Annotated in this window: 13 protein-coding genes and 4 tRNA genes; all 17 read right to left on the bottom strand. The window is 61.8% G+C overall.

Features of this window, described 5'->3' with window-relative positions:
• Window positions 1–111: 111 nt before the first annotated feature.
• A complete protein-coding gene (locus tag KBX18_RS00450) occupies window positions 112–4122 on the bottom strand; it encodes a DNA-directed RNA polymerase subunit beta' (RefSeq protein ID WP_255994406.1) in 4011 nt (1336 codons plus the stop codon).
• 98 nt (window positions 4123–4220) lie between these two features.
• Window positions 4221–7718, bottom strand: coding sequence for a DNA-directed RNA polymerase subunit beta (locus KBX18_RS00445; RefSeq protein WP_255994567.1), 3498 nt, complete (start codon window positions 7716–7718; stop codon window positions 4221–4223).
• A gap of 313 nt (window positions 7719–8031) precedes the next feature.
• Window positions 8032–9003: a DUF3068 domain-containing protein gene (locus KBX18_RS00440; RefSeq protein ID WP_255994405.1), complete on the bottom strand. Its 972-nt coding sequence runs from the start codon at window positions 9001–9003 to the stop codon at window positions 8032–8034.
• Window positions 9004–9125: 122 nt separating this feature from the next.
• On the bottom strand, window positions 9126–9518 hold the full coding sequence (gene rplL / locus KBX18_RS00435; protein WP_005286806.1) for a 50S ribosomal protein L7/L12: 393 nt from the start codon (window positions 9516–9518) through the stop codon (window positions 9126–9128).
• A 73-nt stretch (window positions 9519–9591) separates the two neighbouring features.
• Complete coding sequence (gene rplJ, locus KBX18_RS00430; RefSeq protein ID WP_005286808.1) at window positions 9592–10116, bottom strand: 50S ribosomal protein L10; 525 nt, start codon at window positions 10114–10116, stop codon at window positions 9592–9594.
• A gap of 320 nt (window positions 10117–10436) precedes the next feature.
• Window positions 10437–11414, bottom strand: a complete 978-nt coding sequence (locus tag KBX18_RS00425; RefSeq protein ID WP_255994404.1) for a serine hydrolase — start codon at window positions 11412–11414, stop codon at window positions 10437–10439.
• A 71-nt stretch (window positions 11415–11485) separates the two neighbouring features.
• A complete protein-coding gene (locus tag KBX18_RS00420) occupies window positions 11486–12490 on the bottom strand; it encodes a choice-of-anchor M domain-containing protein (RefSeq protein ID WP_255994403.1) in 1005 nt (334 codons plus the stop codon).
• Between the two features lie 221 nt (window positions 12491–12711).
• Window positions 12712–13422: a 50S ribosomal protein L1 gene (gene rplA, locus KBX18_RS00415; protein ID WP_255994402.1), complete on the bottom strand. Its 711-nt coding sequence runs from the start codon at window positions 13420–13422 to the stop codon at window positions 12712–12714.
• Window positions 13423–13523: 101 nt separating this feature from the next.
• Window positions 13524–13952 (bottom strand): 50S ribosomal protein L11, encoded by a 429-nt coding sequence (gene rplK, locus KBX18_RS00410; RefSeq protein WP_005286826.1) that lies wholly within the window; start codon window positions 13950–13952, stop codon window positions 13524–13526.
• A 239-nt stretch (window positions 13953–14191) separates the two neighbouring features.
• Entirely contained in the window at window positions 14192–15049 is an 858-nt protein-coding gene (gene nusG, locus KBX18_RS00405; RefSeq protein WP_370687213.1) for a transcription termination/antitermination protein NusG, read from the bottom strand.
• Window positions 15050–15338: 289 nt separating this feature from the next.
• The gene (secE, locus tag KBX18_RS00400; RefSeq protein ID WP_255994400.1) at window positions 15339–15662 is read right to left on the bottom strand and encodes a preprotein translocase subunit SecE; all 324 of its coding nucleotides are present in this window, start codon (window positions 15660–15662) and stop codon (window positions 15339–15341) included.
• Between the two features lie 27 nt (window positions 15663–15689).
• Window positions 15690–15765 (bottom strand) — tRNA-Trp (locus KBX18_RS00395).
• Between the two features lie 66 nt (window positions 15766–15831).
• A tRNA-Met gene (locus KBX18_RS00390) sits at window positions 15832–15903 on the bottom strand.
• Window positions 15904–15956: 53 nt separating this feature from the next.
• Window positions 15957–16029: transfer RNA gene (locus KBX18_RS00385), tRNA-Thr, on the bottom strand.
• Window positions 16030–16138: 109 nt separating this feature from the next.
• The gene (locus tag KBX18_RS00380) at window positions 16139–17716 is read right to left on the bottom strand and encodes a lamin tail domain-containing protein (RefSeq protein WP_255994399.1); all 1578 of its coding nucleotides are present in this window, start codon (window positions 17714–17716) and stop codon (window positions 16139–16141) included.
• 154 nt (window positions 17717–17870) lie between these two features.
• A tRNA-Tyr gene (locus tag KBX18_RS00375) sits at window positions 17871–17955 on the bottom strand.
• A 66-nt stretch (window positions 17956–18021) separates the two neighbouring features.
• The gene (locus KBX18_RS00370) at window positions 18022–19017 is read right to left on the bottom strand and encodes a polyprenyl synthetase family protein (protein WP_255994398.1); all 996 of its coding nucleotides are present in this window, start codon (window positions 19015–19017) and stop codon (window positions 18022–18024) included.
• Window positions 19018–19076 lie beyond the last annotated feature (59 nt).

The raw sequence follows: 19076 nt of genomic DNA, 5'->3' as shown, positions 1-19076 counted from the left end.
GGGTTTGTCAACTTTTCCGCAACCGCCCTCCCAACGAGCCCTGAACACAGCGAAAGGCCCGGCCTCCCACGCGGAGAGACCGGGCCTTCACGCTTAAGCGCGACGGGCTACCTACTGGTAGGTGTCGTAGCCACCCATGCCGTACTCGTCGAGCGGCACGGACGCACCAGTGAACTCGCCGTAGCCTTCGTCGCCGTAGATGGCATCGCCGAAGGTCGGGATCGAGTAGGCGGCGGAACGCGCGGCCTCGGTCGGCTTCACGGAGATGTTGCGGTAGCGGGAAATACCCGTACCGGCCGGGATCAGCTTACCGATGATCACGTTCTCCTTGAGGCCGATGAGCTTATCGGAGCGCTTGTTGATAGCGGCGTCGGTAAGCACGCGGGTCGTCTCCTGGAAGGAGGCGGCGGACAGCCAGGACTCCGTGGCCAGCGAGGCCTTGGTGATACCCATGATCTCGCTGCGCAGCTCTGCCGGCTCGCCACCCTCGGCGACAGCCTGGCCGTTGATCTGGCGTGCCTCGGACAGGTCCACCAGGGTGCCCGGAAGGAATTCTGTGGAGCCTGCGTCGATGACGGTGCCGCGACGCAGCATCTGGCGGATGATGATCTCGATGTGCTTGTCGTGGATCGACACACCCTGCGTGCGGTACACAGCCTGCACCTCGTCGATGAGGTGCTTTTCGACGCCGCGGCGTCCCAGCACCTCAAGCACGTCGTGCGGATCAGCCGCACCGCGCAGGAGGCGGTCGCCGACCTTGACCGTGTCGCCGTCGCGAAGCGAACGCTCGATCATGGCCTCCGGGTTGGACTCCATCGGGCGGCGCACCTGGGCCAAGCCCTGGCGCTTGGACAGCTTCTCGTAGACCACGTCGTCGGAGCCGTCCTCCGGGTGGATGGTCAGGGTCCAGAAGTTGCCCTCGTCCTCCAGCGAGATCTCGCCGGCGACAGAGGCGATCGGGGCGCGGTTCTTCGGAACGCGGGCCTCGAACAGCTCCTGGACACGCGGCAGACCACCGGTAATGTCGCCACCGACACCACCCTGGTGGAAGGTACGCATGGTCAGCTGGGTACCCGGCTCACCAATGGACTGGGCGGCGACGATACCGACGGCCTCGCCGATGTCGACGAGCTTGCCCGTCGCCATGGACTTGCCGTAGCACTTCGCGCAGACACCGGTCGGGGTCTGGCAGGTCAGCACGGAGCGGACCTTGACGGACTCGATGCCGGCGTCGACGAGAGCGTCGATACGCTCCTCGGACAGGTCCGAGCCTGCTTCGAGAAGGACGTTGCCGTCAGTGTCGGTCGCGTCGGACGCCAGCACGCGGCCGGAGACCGAGGTCTCGACCAGGTCGTGGCGGTTGAAGCGGCCCGTGCCTGCAGCCTCGGCGACCGGAACCTTGACACCCTGGTGGGTGCCACAGTCCTCTTCGCGGACGATGACGTCCTGAGCGACGTCGACAAGACGACGGGTGAGGTAACCGGAGTCAGCGGTACGCAGAGCGGTATCAGCCAGGCCCTTACGGGAACCGTGGGAGTTGTTGAAGTACTCCATCACGCTCAAGCCCTCGCGGAAGGAGGTCTTGATCGGACGGGTGATGTACTCACCGCGGGAGTTCACGACCATGCCCTTCATACCGGCCAAGGTCCAGATCTGGCGCATGTTACCGGCAGCACCGGACTTCACGATCATCGGAATCGGGTTGTCGTCTGGGTACAGAGCCTCAACAGCCTTACCGACCTTGTCGGTGGCGTCCTGCCACAGCTCAACCAGGCGGTCGTAGCGGTCCTTCTCGGTCAGCGCACCCTTCTCGAAGTACTTGCGCTCAATGGCCTCCGCCTCACGCTCGTACTCGTCAAGGATCTCCGTCTTGTTCGGCAGAACCAGAACGTCAGACATGGTGATGGTGATGCCCGAGCGGGTCGCCCAGTAGAAACCAGCGTCCTTGAGCTTGTCCATCGTCTGCGCGACGGTGATCATCGGGTACTTCTCCACCATCGCCTGGATGATGTCACCCAGCAGCACCTTGTCCTTGCCGCCCTTACGCACCATGGCGCCTTCCTGGTACGGGAAGTTGAAGGGGAGCATCTCGTTGAACATGATGCGGCCCAAGGTGGTGTCAGCCAACCAGGACTGACCCTTCTCCCAGCCATCGGGGAACTGCTCCGCCTCAATCTCTGCGGTCGGGCGCAGGTGATCGATGCGGACCTTGATCGGGGCCTGCAGGCCCAGAACGCCACGGTCATAGGCCATGATGGCCTCACGGTGAGAGGAGTACACACCGCGTGCCGGACCGTTCTCGTCGGCCGGAGCGTACGCGCCCTCGCCACCGATCTCGCCCTCGCCCTTGACCATGGTCAGGAAGTACAGGCCGGTCACCATATCCAGGCGCGGCATAGCCAACGGCTTACCGGATGCCGGGGACAGGATGTTGTTGGAGGACAGCATGAGGATGCGTGCCTCTGCCTGTGCCTCCGCGGACAGCGGAAGGTGGACAGCCATCTGGTCGCCGTCGAAGTCGGCGTTGAAGGCCTCACACGCCAGCGGGTGCAGCTGGATCGCTTTACCCTCAACCAGGACCGGCTCGAAGGCCTGAATACCCAGGCGGTGCAGCGTCGGTGCGCGGTTGAGCAGCACCGGGTGCTCCGCAATAGCCTCTTCCAGAACGTCCCACACCTCAGGGCGCTGGCGCTCCACCATGCGCTTCGCGGACTTGATGTTCTGCGCGTAGTCGTTGTCCACCAGGCGCTTCATCACGAACGGCTTGAACAGCTCGAGAGCCATCAGCTTCGGCAGACCGCACTCGTGCATCTTTAGCTGCGGACCCACGATAATCACGGAACGACCGGAGTAGTCCACGCGCTTACCCAGCAGGTTCTGGCGGAAGCGGCCCTGCTTACCCTTGAGCAGGTCGGACAGGGACTTCAGCGGACGGTTGCCCGGGCCAGTGACCGGACGGCCACGGCGGCCGTTGTCGAACAGCGCGTCCACGGACTCCTGCAGCATGCGCTTCTCGTTGTTCACGATGATCTCGGGGGCGCCGAGGTCAATCATGCGCTTGAGACGGTTGTTGCGGTTGATCACGCGACGGTACAGGTCGTTCAAGTCGGAGGTGGCAAAGCGGCCACCATCAAGCTGAACCATCGGGCGCAGCTCCGGCGGGATCACCGGGATCGCGTCGAGGATCATGCCGGCCGGGTCGTTGCCGGAGCGCTGGAACGCGGCGACAACCTTCAGGCGCTTGAGAGCACGGACCTTCTTCTGGCCCTTGCCCTCGGCGATGATGTGGCGCAGCTCCTCGGACTCGGCGTCCAGGTCGAAGTTGCGGATCAGGGTCTGAATCGCCTCAGCGCCCATGCCGCCGCTGAAGTAGTCCTCGTAGCGGTCAACGAGCTCTTCGTAGAGGTTCTCGTCGATGATCATCTGCTTCGGAGCGAGCTTGATGAAGGTGTTCCAGATCTCGTCCAGGTGCTCGATCTCGCGCTCGCCAGCCTCGCGCATGTGCTGCATTTCCTTGTCAGCGGCGTTCTGCACCTTCTTGCGGGCAGACGCAGCAGCACCGGAAGCTTCCAGCTCAGCGAGGTCTTCTTCGAGCTTCTGGGCACGGTCGGCGATCTCAGCCTCGGTGTCCTGCTCGATTTCCTTCTTCTCCAGGATCATCTCCGCCTCGAGGGTGGACATGTCGTTGTGACGTGCCTCCTCGTCGACGGACGTGATGATGTTGGCGGCGAAGTAAATAATGCGCTCAAGATCCTTCGGCGCCAGGTCCAGCAGGTAACCCAGGCGGGACGGCACACCCTTGAAGTACCAGATGTGGGTGACGGGAGCAGCCAGCTCAATGTGGCCCATGCGCTCACGGCGGACCTTGGACTTGGTCACCTCAACACCGCAGCGCTCACAAATGATGCCCTTGTAGCGGACACGCTTGTACTTACCGCAGGAGCATTCCCAGTCGCGGGTCGGGCCGAAGATGCGCTCGCAGAACAGGCCGTCCTTCTCCGGCTTGAGGGTGCGGTAGTTAATGGTCTCCGGCTTCTTGACTTCACCGTGGGACCAACGGCGGATGTCTTCGGCGGTGGCCAGGCCGATGCGGAGCTCGTCGAAGAGGTTTACGTCAAACACGTAAATGTTCCTTTTCTTCTAGGTTTTATGAGTTCAAGTTCGTATCTGTAGGAGCGGGCGGCGCTTTTCGCTTATCGACGCCCGCCCCCGCCTAGCACTTATGCCGTGTCAGCCGCGGAACCCTCGTCACGGGACAAGTTAATGCCCAACGAGGATCCAGCCTGGTCGTACTCGTCATCATCGCCGGACAGCTCCATCGGGGTGCCGTCGGTGGAGAGGACCTCCACGTTCAGGCACAGCGACTGCAGCTCCTTGAGCAACACCTTGAACGACTCCGGGATTCCCGGGTCGGGGATGTTGTCGCCCTTGACGATGGCTTCGTAGACCTTGACACGTCCGACCACGTCGTCCGACTTGATCGTCAGCAGCTCCTGCAGGGTGTAGGCGGCACCGTATGCCTGCATCGCCCACACCTCCATCTCGCCGAAGCGCTGGCCACCGAACTGGGCCTTACCACCCAGCGGCTGCTGGGTAATCATGGAGTACGGGCCGGTGGAGCGGGCGTGAATCTTCTCGTCCACCAGGTGGTGCAGCTTGAGCATGTACATGTAGCCGACGGAGATCGGGTACTTGAACGGTTCGCCGGAGCGTCCGTCGAAAAGCACCGTCTTGCCGTCGCCATCGACCATGACGTCGCCGTCGCGGTTCGGCTTGGTGTTGGCCAGAAGACCTGCGATCTCGTCGTTCGTCGCGCCGTCGAAGACCGGGGTGGCGGTCAGGGACTCGGGAGGCACGTCGTAAAGCTGCTCAGGCAGAGTCTCCAGGAGCTTCGCGTTCGCCGGGTCATCCGGGTTGACGGTCCAACCAGCGTGAGCCAGCCAGCCCAAGTGAACCTCGAGCACCTGACCGATGTTCATACGGCGCGGCACACCGTGGGTGTTCAGGATGATGTCCACCGGGGTGCCGTCCGCCATGAACGGCATGTCCTCCTCAGGCAGGATCTTGCCCACGACACCCTTGTTGCCGTGGCGGCCGGCCATTTTGTCGCCGTCCTGGATCTTGCGCTTCTGAGCGACGTAGACACGGATCATCTCGTTGACGCCCGGAGACAGATCGTCGTCGTCCTCGCGGGAGAAGCGGCGGACAGCGATGACCTTGCCGGTCTCACCGTGCGGCACCTTCAGGGAGGTATCGCGCACCTCGCGGGCCTTCTCACCGAAGATGGCGCGCAGCAGTCGCTCTTCCGGAGTCAGCTCGGTCTCACCCTTCGGGGTGACCTTACCCACCAGGATGTCGCCGTCGCGCACGTCCGCACCGATGCGAATGATGCCGCGCTCGTCGAGGTCCTTGAGCACGTCCTCGGACACGTTCGGGATCTCGCGGGTGATCTCTTCCGCACCCAACTTGGTGTCGCGGGCGTCGATCTCGTGCTCCTCGATGTGCACGGAGGTGAGCACGTCCTGCTCCACCACGCGCTGGTTGAGGATGATTGCGTCCTCGTAGTTGTGGCCTTCCCACGGCATGAATGCGACGAGCAGGTTGGTGCCCAGCGCCATCTCACCGTTCTTGGTGCCCGGGCCATCAGCGATGACCTGGCCAGCCTCAACGCGGTCGCCTGCAGAGACGATCGGGGTCTGGTTGTAGCAGGTGCCCTGGTTGGTGCGCTCAAAGGTGCGCAGCAGGTAGGACTCACGCTGGCCCTCATCGTCCATGACGGTGATCACGTCGCCGGTCACATCTTCAACGACACCGGCGTTGTTCGCAATGACGATGTCGCCAGCGTCGTACGCCGCACGCATCTCCGTACCGGTGGCCACGTATGCAGCCTCAGAGCGCAGCAGCGGCACAGCCTGCTTCTGCATGTTCGCACCCATGAGAGCACGGTTCGCATCGTCGTGCTCCAGGAACGGAATCATCGCCGTCGCGACTGAGACCATCTGGCGCGGGGAGATGTCCACGTAGTCGACGTCTTTCGGACCGACGACACCGATGTCGCCGTCCTTGAGGCGCACCTCAATACGGTCCGCGGTGATGTTGCGGTCAGCGTCGTGGGCCGTAGCGGCCTCAGCGATGGCGAAACGGTCCTCTTCATCGGCGGTGAGGTAGTCGATCTCGTCAGTGATCTGACCGTCGATGACCTTCTGGTACGGCGTCTCGATGAAGCCGAACGGGTTCACGCGAGCGTAGGACGCCAGCGCACCGATCAGACCAATGTTCGGACCTTCCGGGGTCTCGATCGGGCACATGCGGCCGTAGTGCGACGGGTGCACGTCGCGGACCTCAATGCCGGCGCGCTCACGGGACAGACCGCCCGGGCCCAGCGCGGACAGACGGCGCTTGTGGGTCAGGCCGGACAGAGAGTTGTTCTGGTCCATGAACTGCGACAGTTGGGAGGTGCCGAAGAACTCGCGGATCGCGGCAGACACCGGGCGCACGTTGATCAGGGACGTCGGAGTGATGGACTCCGCGTCCTGGGTGGTCATGCGCTCACGAACCACACGCTCCATGCGGGACAGGCCGACACGGACCTGGTTCTGCACCAGCTCGCCCACGGTGCGCAGGCGACGGTTGCCGAAGTGGTCGATGTCGTCGGTGTTAATCGGGATGATCACGCCCTCCGGGGAGGTCATCTCGCGCTCGCCGGCGTGCAGGCGCACCAAGTACTCGAGGGTGGTGGCAATGTCCTCTTCAGTCAGAGTCATCTCACCGTCGTGGTCGCCGCCCAGACCGAGCTTGCGGTTGACCTTGTAGCGGCCGACGCGAGCCAAGTCGTAGCGCTTCGCACGGAAGAACGCGTTCTCCAGCAGGGACTGCGCCAGATCGCGCGTCGGCTGCTCACCCGGGCGCTGCTTACGGTAAATCTCCAGCAGAGCCTCATCGGTGTTGGCCACGCCGTCGTTCTCCAGCGTGGTCATCATGATCTCGGAGAAGCCGAAACGTTCCTTGATCTGCTCAGTGGTCCAACCCAGGGCCTTGAGCAGCACAGTCACCGGCTGACGACGCTTACGGTCAATGCGCACACCGACGGTGTCGCGCTTGTCCACGTCGAATTCCAGCCATGCGCCGCGGGAAGGAATGACCTTCACGGAGTGCAGCGGGCGCTCGGTGGACTTGTCGATTGTCTCGTCGAAGTACACACCCGGGGAACGCACCAGCTGCGAGACAATGACGCGCTCGGTGCCGTTGACAATGAACGTGCCCTTGTCCGTCATCAGCGGGAAGTCGCCGATGAAGACGGTCTGGGACTTGATCTCCTGGGTGTCGTTGTTAATGAACTCCGCCGTCACGTACAGGGGTGCGGAGTAGTTGATGTCTTTATCTTTGCACTCGTCGATCGTGTACTTGATGTCCTCAAAGTACGGATCGGACAAAGACAGGCTCATGTTGCCCGAGTAGTCCTGAATCGGGGAAATTTCCTCGAGGATGTCCTCGAGGCCGGAGGTAATGCGGGCATCCGAGCCACGCTCCTCCGCCTGGCGCTCACGCCACTCAGGCGTGCCGACGAGCCAGGCGAAAGACTCCGATTGAACGTCAAGAAGACCAGGCAGCGCGATTGGCTCCGCGATTTTCGCGAAGGAATAACGCTCCGGGGCTCCGGGGATTGCGGCCACTGACTTGGTCTGGGGCGAGACTGCCAAGATGGGTCCTTCCAGCACCTCACGCGGGGCACGTGCATCGGCGCTTATGCTCGTGGACACCCGCTGGATAAATAGCGTTTCATTTAGTGGAAGCCCCGTCCCCCTAAAATGCACAAAGTCACCTTGTCAAACCCATTTTTCTAAAACATGGATCCAAGGTTTCATTCACGCACCGGCGACGGCTTCCAGCGCAAGGAGACAGCTTATACCCCCGATGACTGTTTGTAAAGCAGTCTTGCATAATGCTCCGTCGAAGCGCGATCGCTTGTCGTGGAACTCTACCACCTCACTGCTTGCGGAGTGCAACCCTGGAGGGGTGATTCGGCGCGTGTCAGGATGTGACCTGCGCAGACCTTCCCCGGCCCGGGCGCAGCGCTCCAATCAAACCGCCGATTGCTAGCAGTGATCCCAGCCCGATCGTGCCCCATGTCACCCAGCGAGAGACAGACTGAGTCACGGTGGTCAGCTGGCCCGCCATCTGCTCCACGTCGGCCGGATCCATTACGGCGTCGTACGCGACGATGTCTTGGGCACGGCGGCCGGTGTGGTCGGCATAGTAGTCGTCCACACGCTCATTGATGCCTACGACAACACCGGTGATCTGATCGACAGTGAACTCACGCGTCGCATCGTGGTGGCGGAACACCTGGCGCTGCCCGCCGTCGGGCGCTGGCAACGTCTTGGTGTTCGCCGCGTCCGCATACAGCTTTGCGACGTTGACCGCCTCGACCCGCTGCTCAAACACATAGACAGAACGGCCGGCGACTTCGCGCTCCTCTTTGAATGTGGCCGGTACCGTCGTGCGCAGCGACGGCTCAAAGACGGCGTAATCCGTTTGCTCGACGTCGAGGGGGAACTTCAGCCACACGCCGTCGACGGGGACCTCCGCGTCCGGCATGGCCATCACCGTGCTCAGATTCGCCGTGGTCACGAACGCCCCAGACTTGCGGTCCATCTCGTACGACCACGTCGACGCAGTGATTAGATTGTCGAAGTCCGAGTCTTTATCACCGCGCAGCAAAGAATCACCGATCCGCAGCCCAGTGCGTTCCTCCGTCGCCGGGTTCTGCACGGTCATGTGCAGCTGGCGGGTAACGGGGACCTCAACGACCTTACCGTCCTCACCGGCATCAGGGTCGAAAACCCGGCCGTGCGGGTCGTGCATTGCCCAGGTGGTGTGCTCGAGGTTCAGCGGGAAACGGGCATCCCCGAGAAGAAACCGTGGAGCCACCAGTCCCGCGACAATGAGCGCGATGCCTACCCCGACAAGGAGGGCGGACAAAATGCGGGACTTGGGAAGCATGCGTGCCACTTTACAATCCCATCACCCCAGCCCCTATCCCCGCCACGGCAGGACGCGGGGGCAGAAAACGTCGAAAAGCAAAAAGCCCCTGCACACAGGCAGGGGCAAGATGCGTGAAACGCTTACTTGAGGGAGACCTTAGCGCCAGCCTCTTCCAGCTTAGCCTTAGCAGCCTCAGCGTCATCCTTGTTAGCGCCCTCGAGGATGGCCTTCGGAGCACCCTCAACCATCTCCTTGGCGTCCTTCAGACCCAGGCCGGAGACGATCTCGCGGACAGCCTTAATAACGCCGATCTTCTTGTCGCCAGCGTCCTCGAGAACGACGTCGAACTCGTCCTTCTCCTCCTCAGCCGGAGCGTCGCCAGCAGCGCCCGGAGCGCCAGCTGCTGCAACTGCAACCGGAGCGGCAGCGGTCACGTCGAAGACCTCCTCGAATTCCTTCAGGAACTCGGAGAGCTCGATAAGGGTCATTTCCTTGAACTGCTCGATGAGCTCGTCCTTGGTGAGCTTAGCCATTGTGGCTTCCTTTCTGTTGTGGCCTTACACAAGGCCGTAAGAGTGTGTTTTGGTCGTTCGGGACGCACCGCTCTTAAGCGGCTTCGTCCTGCTTGTCCTGCAGTGCGGCAACAAGTCGTGCCGTCTTGGAGGCCGGAGCCTGGAACAGGCCAGCAGCCTTCGCCAAAGAGCCCTGGAAAGCGCCAGCAAGCTTGGCCAGAGTGGTCTCGCGGTTGTCCATCTCTGCGACAGCAGCCACCTGGGATGCGTCGAGAGCGTTACCGTCCATGTAGCCGCCCTTGACAATGAACAGGTCATTGTCTTTAGCGAACTTCTTCATGGTCTTCGCGGCATCCACAGTCGCGTCACCCTTGATGAAGGCGACAGCGGTGGGGCCGGTCAGGTAATCGTCGAGACCCTCAATACCGTGCTCATTAGCAGCGATCTTGACGAGGGTGTTCTTGGCGACGTGCAGTTCAACATCAAATCCGAGCTCACCGCGCAGCTGCTGCAGCTGGCTCACGGTCAGACCGCGGTACTCGGTGAGGAAAACAGCGGACGAGCCTTCGAACTTCTCCTTCAGTTCAGCCAGCTCAGCTGTGTTCTTCGGGTTTGCCATGACACACGCCTCCTTCCAATTACTTCATGTTGTATCCGCCCGGAGCATTTCGCTTATCGACACCACGTGGCAGCCACCACGCGACCGGCGTAAAACAAAATGCCCCGTGCAGAAGCACGAGGCAATGCGCTTTTCAAGCGCTATACAAGCCACGTTTCTCCTGCGTGGGTCACTCCATGGGTGGAGTCTTCGATCCTTCTAGGCTTTCGCCTTCGGGATGACCGACGGTCTTCGGTGAAACTTGAGCGCGGGAAGACTTCCCGTTCAAACTTCGCTGATGAACCTTAGTGCAGGGTGGCTTGGGAAACCAAATCGCGCAATCACTGCTTCTTGTTCTTGGCAGGGTCTTCCAGCCCGAGGAGCTCGAACGCGAACGGTTCAATCTCCGTGGACGAGTCGGCGGCCACGAAAGACGCACGCTGTTTACCCGTGTCGAGCAGCAGCATGGACGAGAACCCGAACGTTCCGCCGTTATGCCAGTACAGCTCAGTGCCTTTGATATTCGGCCAGGTGAAGCGGAACTTGTCGCGCTCGAGCACATATGCGGCGTATTTCGCCATATCGCAGGTGGTGGACCGTAACCCACCGGAAGGAGCCGTGCCGTCCATCTCCCACGCCTGGACGCGCCAGCCCAGCATGGACACTCCCCCCCCCCCCCGCTTGCCTGGCCCCACTGTTCCCGGCAGCGCCACGTACGTTTCCGTCATGCCCAGCGGATCGAGCACGCGCTGCTTGATCAGCTCGGGGTAGCGGGTCCCGGCAACCTCGGCCAGCAGGAGACCAAGGAGATCGTGGGCGAGGTTCGAGTACGTCTCGGCGCCGCGGCCCTCCAACCGCGCCGCTAACGCTTGGTCGACAACATCGTCGACTGTGATGCCCACGTCAGGATTCAAGCCCAGCACCGCTCTTACTCTGCTACTGAGTCGCTGCTTGCCCATCCGCGGCAAACCGGAAGTGTGGTTGGCAAGTTCCGCCAACGTCACCGTCGATACTGCCGCGCCGCGTACCCGCTCCCCCAGCACATCGTGAACCGTCGTGTCAGGCGTGGCCTCACCCAGCTCGATCGCCTGCTCCAAGAGATCAGCGGTGAACGTCTTCGTCACCGACGCGATCTCGAACTCCGTGTGCTCGTCCGCGCCGAGACCGGCGAAGCGGGTCTGCCCGTCCTCGAGGACGAAGGCCGCGATATTGCGCAGCGGGTAGACGTCTTCCCCCGCTTTCGCGGCCGAGGCCGTGAGCAAACCCGCCAAACGCTGATCGCCGGTTTGGTTCTGGGAGAGAGCAACGCGTTTCAGCATGACACCCAGTCGTACCTCAGATGCGCGATTAGTAAAGCTGGCGACCTTTTGCCCCCGCGCCGACGGATCAGTTACTTCTTCGAGGGCCAGAACAACTTCAGCAGGTTGTCCTGCAGGAAGTTGAACGTTGCACCGATGAGGGACAGCACCGTGGCGATACCATTCAGCGGGCGCTGCTCCTGCGCGTTTGCAGTCGCAGCGGGGCTACCCTTCTCCGCCTTGCCCTTTTCATCAGCCTTCGGCTTGTTGTTGTCGGCCTTGCTGTCCTTAGCGTCTACGCCGTTCTTGGCAGGTGCCTTTTGCTCACCAGCTGGCGACGGCGGCAAAGCTGCCCCCTTCTCAACCGGATCAACCGCAACCGGCGCCGGCGCGGGCGCCGTGCTTGCCAAATCCTGCAAGCGGTCGAGCGAGAGCGGCTCATCCATGATCGGGCGCTCGTTGGCCTTCTGCCCCACTTCCCAGGTGTAGGTCGCCTGGTTCGATTCCTTGCCGTTGCTCAGTGCGGTTGCCTTCATGGTGTAGGTGCCCGGTTCAGTGAACAGCCAGTGGGTGTGCAGGTGCGCCGGGGTGTCCTGGTGGATGGCGCTGCCCGGGGTGAGCTGGAACTCACCGTCGTCAGCCGCAGCCTTGAAACCACCCTTGCCGTCTGTGTTGAATGCGTGGATTTCGCCCGGGCCAGAGACCTCGTCGATGCGGATCTTCACATCCGTGAAACCATCCCAGCGCGCCATCAACGTAGTCCAGCCAGGACGCAGCATGCCCTGGTGGTAGCCCTGCGGCAGGACGTATCCGGGCTTGCCCACCTGGGGAAGGTTCTTCGTGTCCTCGGTGAACGCATCCTTGTGCACCACCATGGTGACATCTTCTGCCGGGCGCTCCACGTTGGAGCCAGTGATGTCCTCTTTGAGGTCGAGCTTGAGCTGGCCGTCTTTCGCGGTGACATTGAAGACATTCATGTGGCCGCTTTCCAGAACGAGATCCTGCGCGTTCGCTACAGGGCTACCTGCGAATGCAAGGGATCCAGTCAGGGCGACGGCGAGAGCGGAGCGGCGGACGGAGGCTGGCTGAAGAGACACGAGGAGGCCTTTCTGGAAGTCTGAAAGTCGGCTAAATCATGAATGCGGGCGACTCCAAAAGAATAACATAATGATTACAACTTCATAAAGGTCTCACCCTTCTCACAGGATAACGAGCACGTGGGGTCACGAGAACCAGCGCGACGGCACCACAGCAAAAGACCCCGTTTCTCAGCGTGAATGCCGAGAACCGGGGTCGTGAGCGTAGGAACTACGCGGGCTTAAGCCTCGGTGTAGTTCTTCTGCACGGACGGGTCAACCGGAACGCCCGGGCCCTGGGTCGCAGACACCGTGACCTTCTTCAGGTAGATGCCCTTGGCGGATGCCGGCTTGAGGCGCAGAACTTCATCCAGGAGTGCGCCGTAGTTCTCGGCGAGCTGCTCCGGGGTGAAGGATGCCTTGCCGATCAGAGCGTGCAGGTTGGATGCCTTGTCCACGCGGAAGGCGATCTTGCCGCCCTTGGACTCGCTGACAGCCTTAGCCACGTCCGGCGTGACGGTACCGGTCTTCGGGTTCGGCATCAGACCACGCGGGCCGAGGACGCGGGCAACGCGGCCGACCTTCGCCATCTGGTCCGGGGTCGCAATAGCAACGTCGAAGTCGATGTTGCCGGCGTTGATCTGCTCGATCAGCTCGTCGGAACCGACGATGTCGGCGCCAGCTTCCTGAGCCTTGGTTGCGTTCTCGCCCTCAGCGAAAACAGCGACGCGGACGGTCTTACCGGTGCCGTTGGGCAGGTTGACGGTGCCGCGGACAAGCTGGTCAGCCTTGCGCGGGTCGACGGAGAGACGCATTGCCACGTCGATGGTTGCGTCGTACTTATCGGAGGCAGTCTCCTTCGCCAGTGTGACTGCCTGCAGCGGGGAGTAGACCAACTCGCGGTCGATCTTTGCCAGCTGCTCGGCGTAAGTCTTGGAGTGCTTCTTGGCCATGTTGAATTCCTTTGCAGTATTGATTGCTGCCGCCACATCAGGCGGCGGGAAGTGTGGTGCGGGCCTGACCAGACCCTCCCACGAGCAGGAGTCCGCGCGGACTACTTCTCCACGTCGATGCCCATGGAGCGAGCGGTACCGGCGATGATGGCGGCACCTGCCTCGATGTCACGGGCGTTGAGGTCGTTCTTCTTGGTCTCGGCGATTTCCTTGCACTGCTCCCAGGTGACCTTGCCCACCTTGTCGGTGTGCGGGACACCGGAGCCTTTCTGCAGGCCAGCAGCCTTGAGCAGGAGCTTCGCAGCCGGCGGGGACTTCAGGATGAAGTCGAAGGAGCGGTCTTCGTAGACCGTGATCTCCACCGGGATGATGTTGCCGCGCATGGACTCGGTTGCAGCGTTGTACGCCTTGGTGAACTCGACGATGTTCACGCCGTGCGCACCAAGAGCCGGACCGACCGGCGGTGCCGGGTTTGCCATACCAGCCTCGATCTGCAGTTTGATCAGGCCAGTGACCTTCTTCTTAGCCATCGAATTACCTCATTTCCTTGGTACAGGCCCCCGCCACGATGTTTAACGGCGGCCTTCCGGATGCCACGCCAACGCCGCTTGCTTATCGACGCAGCCACCGGGGACGTTCATTACCGCACCCACCCGTAAGCAGGCACGATCGCTCAGTGTACGGGATAGACCCCGACCAGCCCAAATCACGAAAACCGGCCCCCGTTGAGGTGGGGTCCGGTGATTCGTCGATAAGCAAAGTGCTCGAGCTACATGATGCGCTCGATCTGATCCGCAGTGAGCTCCACCGGGGTCTCGCGGCCAAAGATGGACACGAGCGCCTGGATCTTGCCGGTCTCCGGGTCGATCTCGTTGATGGTCGCAGAGACGGATGCCAGCGCACCGGAGAGAATGGTGACAGCCTCGCCGACCTGGAAGTCGTGCGCGACATTCGGCTTCTCTTCCTGCTCCGGCATCGCGATGACGGTCTCGCCCTCGGTATTTGCCTCGGAAGCGGTCGCCTCGCCGTCCACAGGCGCGGCCTTCGGCATGAGGAACTTCGCCACGTCGCGGTGCTTGACCGGGGTCGCGTTGCCCTCGTTGCCGACGAAGCTGGTCACGCCCGGAGTTTCGCGGACCACGGACCATGCTGCGTCATTGAGATCCATGCGCACCAGGACGTAGCCGGGAAGAAGCTTGCGCTTGACGATCTTCTTCTTGCTGTTCTTGTCCTTCTCAAAGACCTGCTCGATGGGCACGACCACGTCGTAGATGGATTCCTCCACCTCGAGCGTCTGGATACGCATGTCCAGGTTGGTCTTCACCTTGTTCTCGTAGCCCGAGTAGGACTGGATGATGTACCAGGAACCGGGAAGCTTCTTCAGCTCGCGGGTGTACTCACGCAGACGGCGCTTGTAATCCGCGTCAGCAGCCTCCTCCGGCTCAGCGCCGAGAGCGGCCTCCGGGGACACCGGCGCCTCAGCGTCAGCCTCCGTGGCATCAGCCGATTCGAGGTCGACCTCTTGCACGGGCTGGGTTTCAACCTCCGGCGCCTCGTCCTGCTCCACGTCGAGCGCCGGCTCAGCGTCAGCGTTGCCGTCGCCGACAGCGCCGCCTTCACCGATCATCTCGTCTTCTTGGAGGTCGGTAGTGGCGCCGGAGCCCTGACTGTCAGCCTCAGCGTCGTCTGCACCGGTTTCCGGGTCCGTGGACTCCTGCACCGCGCCGCCTTCGGCAACCATTTCTTCTTCGTTGCGCTCTTCAGTGGTGGCTTCGTTGTTGGTGGTGTCTTCTGCCATGACAGCTCCTTGTTTATCGGGATATCTGGTGTGACCCAGCCTACCTGCTGGGCCAAAAACTGATCCCGCCTTACCCTTGACGGGCGGCGGGATATTTGTTGGTCTGAAAAGACCATACCTAAGGCACCAGGATTCGCTCAACTACCCAGGCTGCGCCCTGGTCCACGCCCCACACCAGGGCGGTGAGAACAATGAGGAAGCCGAACACGATGAGCGTGTAGTTGGCCATCTGCGAGCCGGTGGGCCACACCACCTTGCGCATCTCGCCGACAACTTCACCGGGGAACGCGAGTGGGCCGTCACCAGTGTTGTCCTGGTCATCGGCAGTGGTCGCGGGAGTGCGCTTTGCCTCGTAAGACTCAGAGGTGACGGAGGTGGAACCGCTCAGTTGGCGTTTACCGGTGGGCTTCGCCGTACTTCTACCTGGCTGGTTGTTAGTCACAGCTCTCCTCAAGGCTTTGGTCGTCTATGGCAGGGGCGACAGGACTCGAACCTGCAACCTACGGTTTTGGAGACCGTTGCGCTACCAATTGCGCCACGCCCCTTTGGTGCACTGCGTAAAACAGTACGCCAACCCTACCACGAGCGTAGAACCGCCCCTAGAAGGTGAGTAGCGATGGAGAGAATTGAACTCTCGACACAGCGATTATGAGTCGCTTGCTCTACCACTGAGCTACACCGCCATGTGCCTACTTCCTTCTGCCCAGTTTCCCGGTCAGATGGCAGCAAACAACAGAGCCCCCTAGCAGAATCGAACTGCTGACCTTCTCCTTACCATGGAGACGCTCTGCCGACTGAGCTAAGGGGGCGCAGCCTCTGAAGCGTTAGCCGCTTGTTTGAAGCCTTTGAAAGATTAACCTGCCATTGCGCACATTCACAAATCAGCAGGTCAATCTCTGTTTCAGCTTGTTTATACCGCTAGAAACGGATGCCGAAGAGCTGCCCCAGGACACCGTTGATCTGGTCTTTGAAAGCAGCGACGATTGCGCCCAGCGCCGCGAGAACGCCAAGTGCAATTCCTGCTTTCGCGCCCGGGTTCAGGTTGCCGTCCGCATCGCGTGACGACGACTCACCCGAACCCTCTGCCGAGCCTTCACCTGATCCGCCACCCGTGGTCGGCTCGCATTCCGTCTCCTTCGTGGAGACGGCGCCGCGCAGGGAAATACCGCCCGACACGCCGTCGTCAGCCCAGAGGAAGCGCGTGGTGTCGGTGAATTTCCCATTCTTGCACTGGCTGCGGGACACGAAGGTGGCGAAGCCCTCGTTAGCGAAGTTCTCCATCTTTTCTGGCCGCGCCTGAACCTTGGACACCGGCGCGAAGTCCGTTCCGTTGTGAGCCAAGTTGATGGATGCGCCCTCACAGACCTCGTCGCACAGCACACGCAGCTGCTTGTCGACGGAGTTGTAGTCCAGCGCCATCGCCCCCTGGAACGGAGACTGGTATTCCTGCTTCAGCTCGTGGGTTTCATCGTCCTTGAGGTCGACGAAGTAGACCTTGCCGTTAGCCTCCAAACCAATGGCGTACACGCTCTGATTAGGGATGTAGGAAATCGCTTCCCACCCGGCGTTCGCACCGATCTCCCCCGTGAGCGACTTCAGATCCCACTCGTGGGTGGCCTTCAGCTCTTTCTCGTCGCCACCGGGCAGTTCGTAGCGCAGGATGGACGGGCGGGAAACGTCCTTCTGAGTGTTGTCGCGCTCGGTGGCCACGTAGAGTGCGCCGTCCGGGCCGACGGTAATGCCCTCGGTATCCGGGTCACCGGAACCGTCCTTGTAGCGCAGCTTCCAGGAACCGGCATTGGAATACTGCCTGGTGGCCTCGTCGTAGTCGACAGCGAGAAGCGTTCCCTTGTCGTTGTTGACAATCCACGCGCGGCCGTTGTTGTCGAAGTCAATGCCGGACATGTCCTCTTCCGCGAACGCGCCACCCAAGTCGATGTTTTGAATCTCCTGCGGGTCGAACGGCCAGGCTTCCTCCGCGGCCGGCTGCTTCTCCCCTGCCGCCTTGTTGGCCAACCCACGGGTCGCCTCACCAGTCCCGGTGAATTCCCCAGTCTTGTCCGGGATACGGCCCCAGGTGTTCTCGGCGTGGCCGTTCCAGGTGGTCTCAGCGACAAGCTCGCCCGCGGCGTTGTACACGCGAACAGAGTCGTTCCCACCCAGGCCGTAGCCCTTGGAGCCGTCCGGAGTCTGCTTCTCGGTGTAGAGGGCGAAGTAGCCGCCCGACTCGATCTTTGTGCCGTCCGGGATGACGATCGGAGCGTGCTTGTCGTTGTCATCGAGGATCTTCCAGCCGGAGATATCGATGTCTTGATCATTGTTGGTGTTAGCCAGCTCTACCCAGTCAGCGACGGGGTCGCCGTTGGATTCGACCTCGTTGATGACAACGGGAGAGTTAGCTGGCTGAGCAAACGCGTGCGGCGCGACGAGCGCTGAGAAACCAAGAGCAGCGGAGACGGCAACAGCAACCGCGCTGCGGAAACGGGAGCGAGACATAAAGGACCCTTCAGGAGAGAGAACAGGACGCTCCCGAACTTAGAAGCGCGAGATGAACGCTTAGCTATTTCTAAGTAAAGCGCGCGTGACCGCCCCGTGAACTCCGCCTTGTCGAAAGAAAAACGCACCGCGGGAAATCCCTCGGTGCGTTTGTTGGTGCCAGGTAGAAGATTCGAACTTCTGAAGGCAATGCCGGCGGATTTACAGTCCGCTCCCTTTGGCCGCTCGGGCAACCTGGCGTGCTCGGACTACATTACAGGACGCGCCCCGAAAAAGTGCAAATCACCAGCTCGGAGCACTAAACGCTACCCGACGCGTTCGACGGTGTACCGCGAGATCTGGCGGATTGCACGGTTCGCGGGGATGTCGGGCAGCGCGTCGAGATGCTTGTCGACGTCGGCGAGGTATCCCCGGACATCGTCAAGCGCCCGCTGACGGCCGTCCGTTTGCGCGATGAGGTCGAGGGCGCGGGCGACGTCGGCATCGTCGATAAGCGGGCCGGTGAGCATCGCACGCAGTTCCTCGCCTGCGGGGCTGGAATCGCGCATCGCGTAAAGCACAGGCAGCGTGAACACGCCTTCGCGCAGGTCGGTGCCGGGGGTCTTCCCGGACTGTGTGGAGTCGGAAAAAATGTCAATGATGTCGTCTACGATCTGAAAGATCATGCCCACTGCCTCGCCGAGCTCCTTGAGCGTGCGCACGTCCTCCTCTTTCGCGCCGGAGTGCGTCGCCCCGAGGAACGCGGCGGACGCGATGAGCACGCCGGTCTTTTCGCGGATGACGTTGAGGTAGTGCTCGACCGGGTCGCCTTCACCGGGGCCCACCGTCTCGCGCATCTGGCCAGTGACTAGGTCGCTGAACGTGTCGGCGAAGTGCGCGACGGTGGCGGTGTCAATTTCACTCATGATGCGCGATGCCTCCGCCAGCAGGAAGTCGCCAGAAAGAATCGCGACGGTGTTCGTCCACCGTGCGTTGGCGGAATCGACCCCGCGGCGCTTTGCGGCTTCGTCCATCACGTCGTCGTGGTACAGCGTGGCCAAGTGCACCATTTCAACAATCGTCGCACCCTTGACCACGTTCTCCGCCTGTGGCTCATCCCCGAACTCACTGGCGAGCATGGCCATCATCGGGCGGAAACGCTTCCCTCCCGCCTTGGCCAGGTGCGTGACTTTCTCGTTGAGGAAGTCCTGCCCGTTGGACAAACGCTCAAACATGAGCTTTTCCACGCCGTCCAACCCTGCCGCAACGCGCTCAGCCAGCTCCTGATCCCCGAGGTCTAGCTGGGGTGTGCCGTTGGTCATTGATTGTCCTTGCGGGTCGTGCGGGCGGGCTTGTTGGTCCCCTTTACCGTAGTCGACAG

Source organism: Corynebacterium sp. CCUG 69979 (genome assembly GCF_024454095.1).
Lineage (GTDB): Bacteria > Actinomycetota > Actinomycetes > Mycobacteriales > Mycobacteriaceae > Corynebacterium > Corynebacterium genitalium.
The sequence above is the reverse complement of the archived record's forward strand: the minus strand, read 5'-3'. Positions and strand labels throughout refer to the sequence as shown.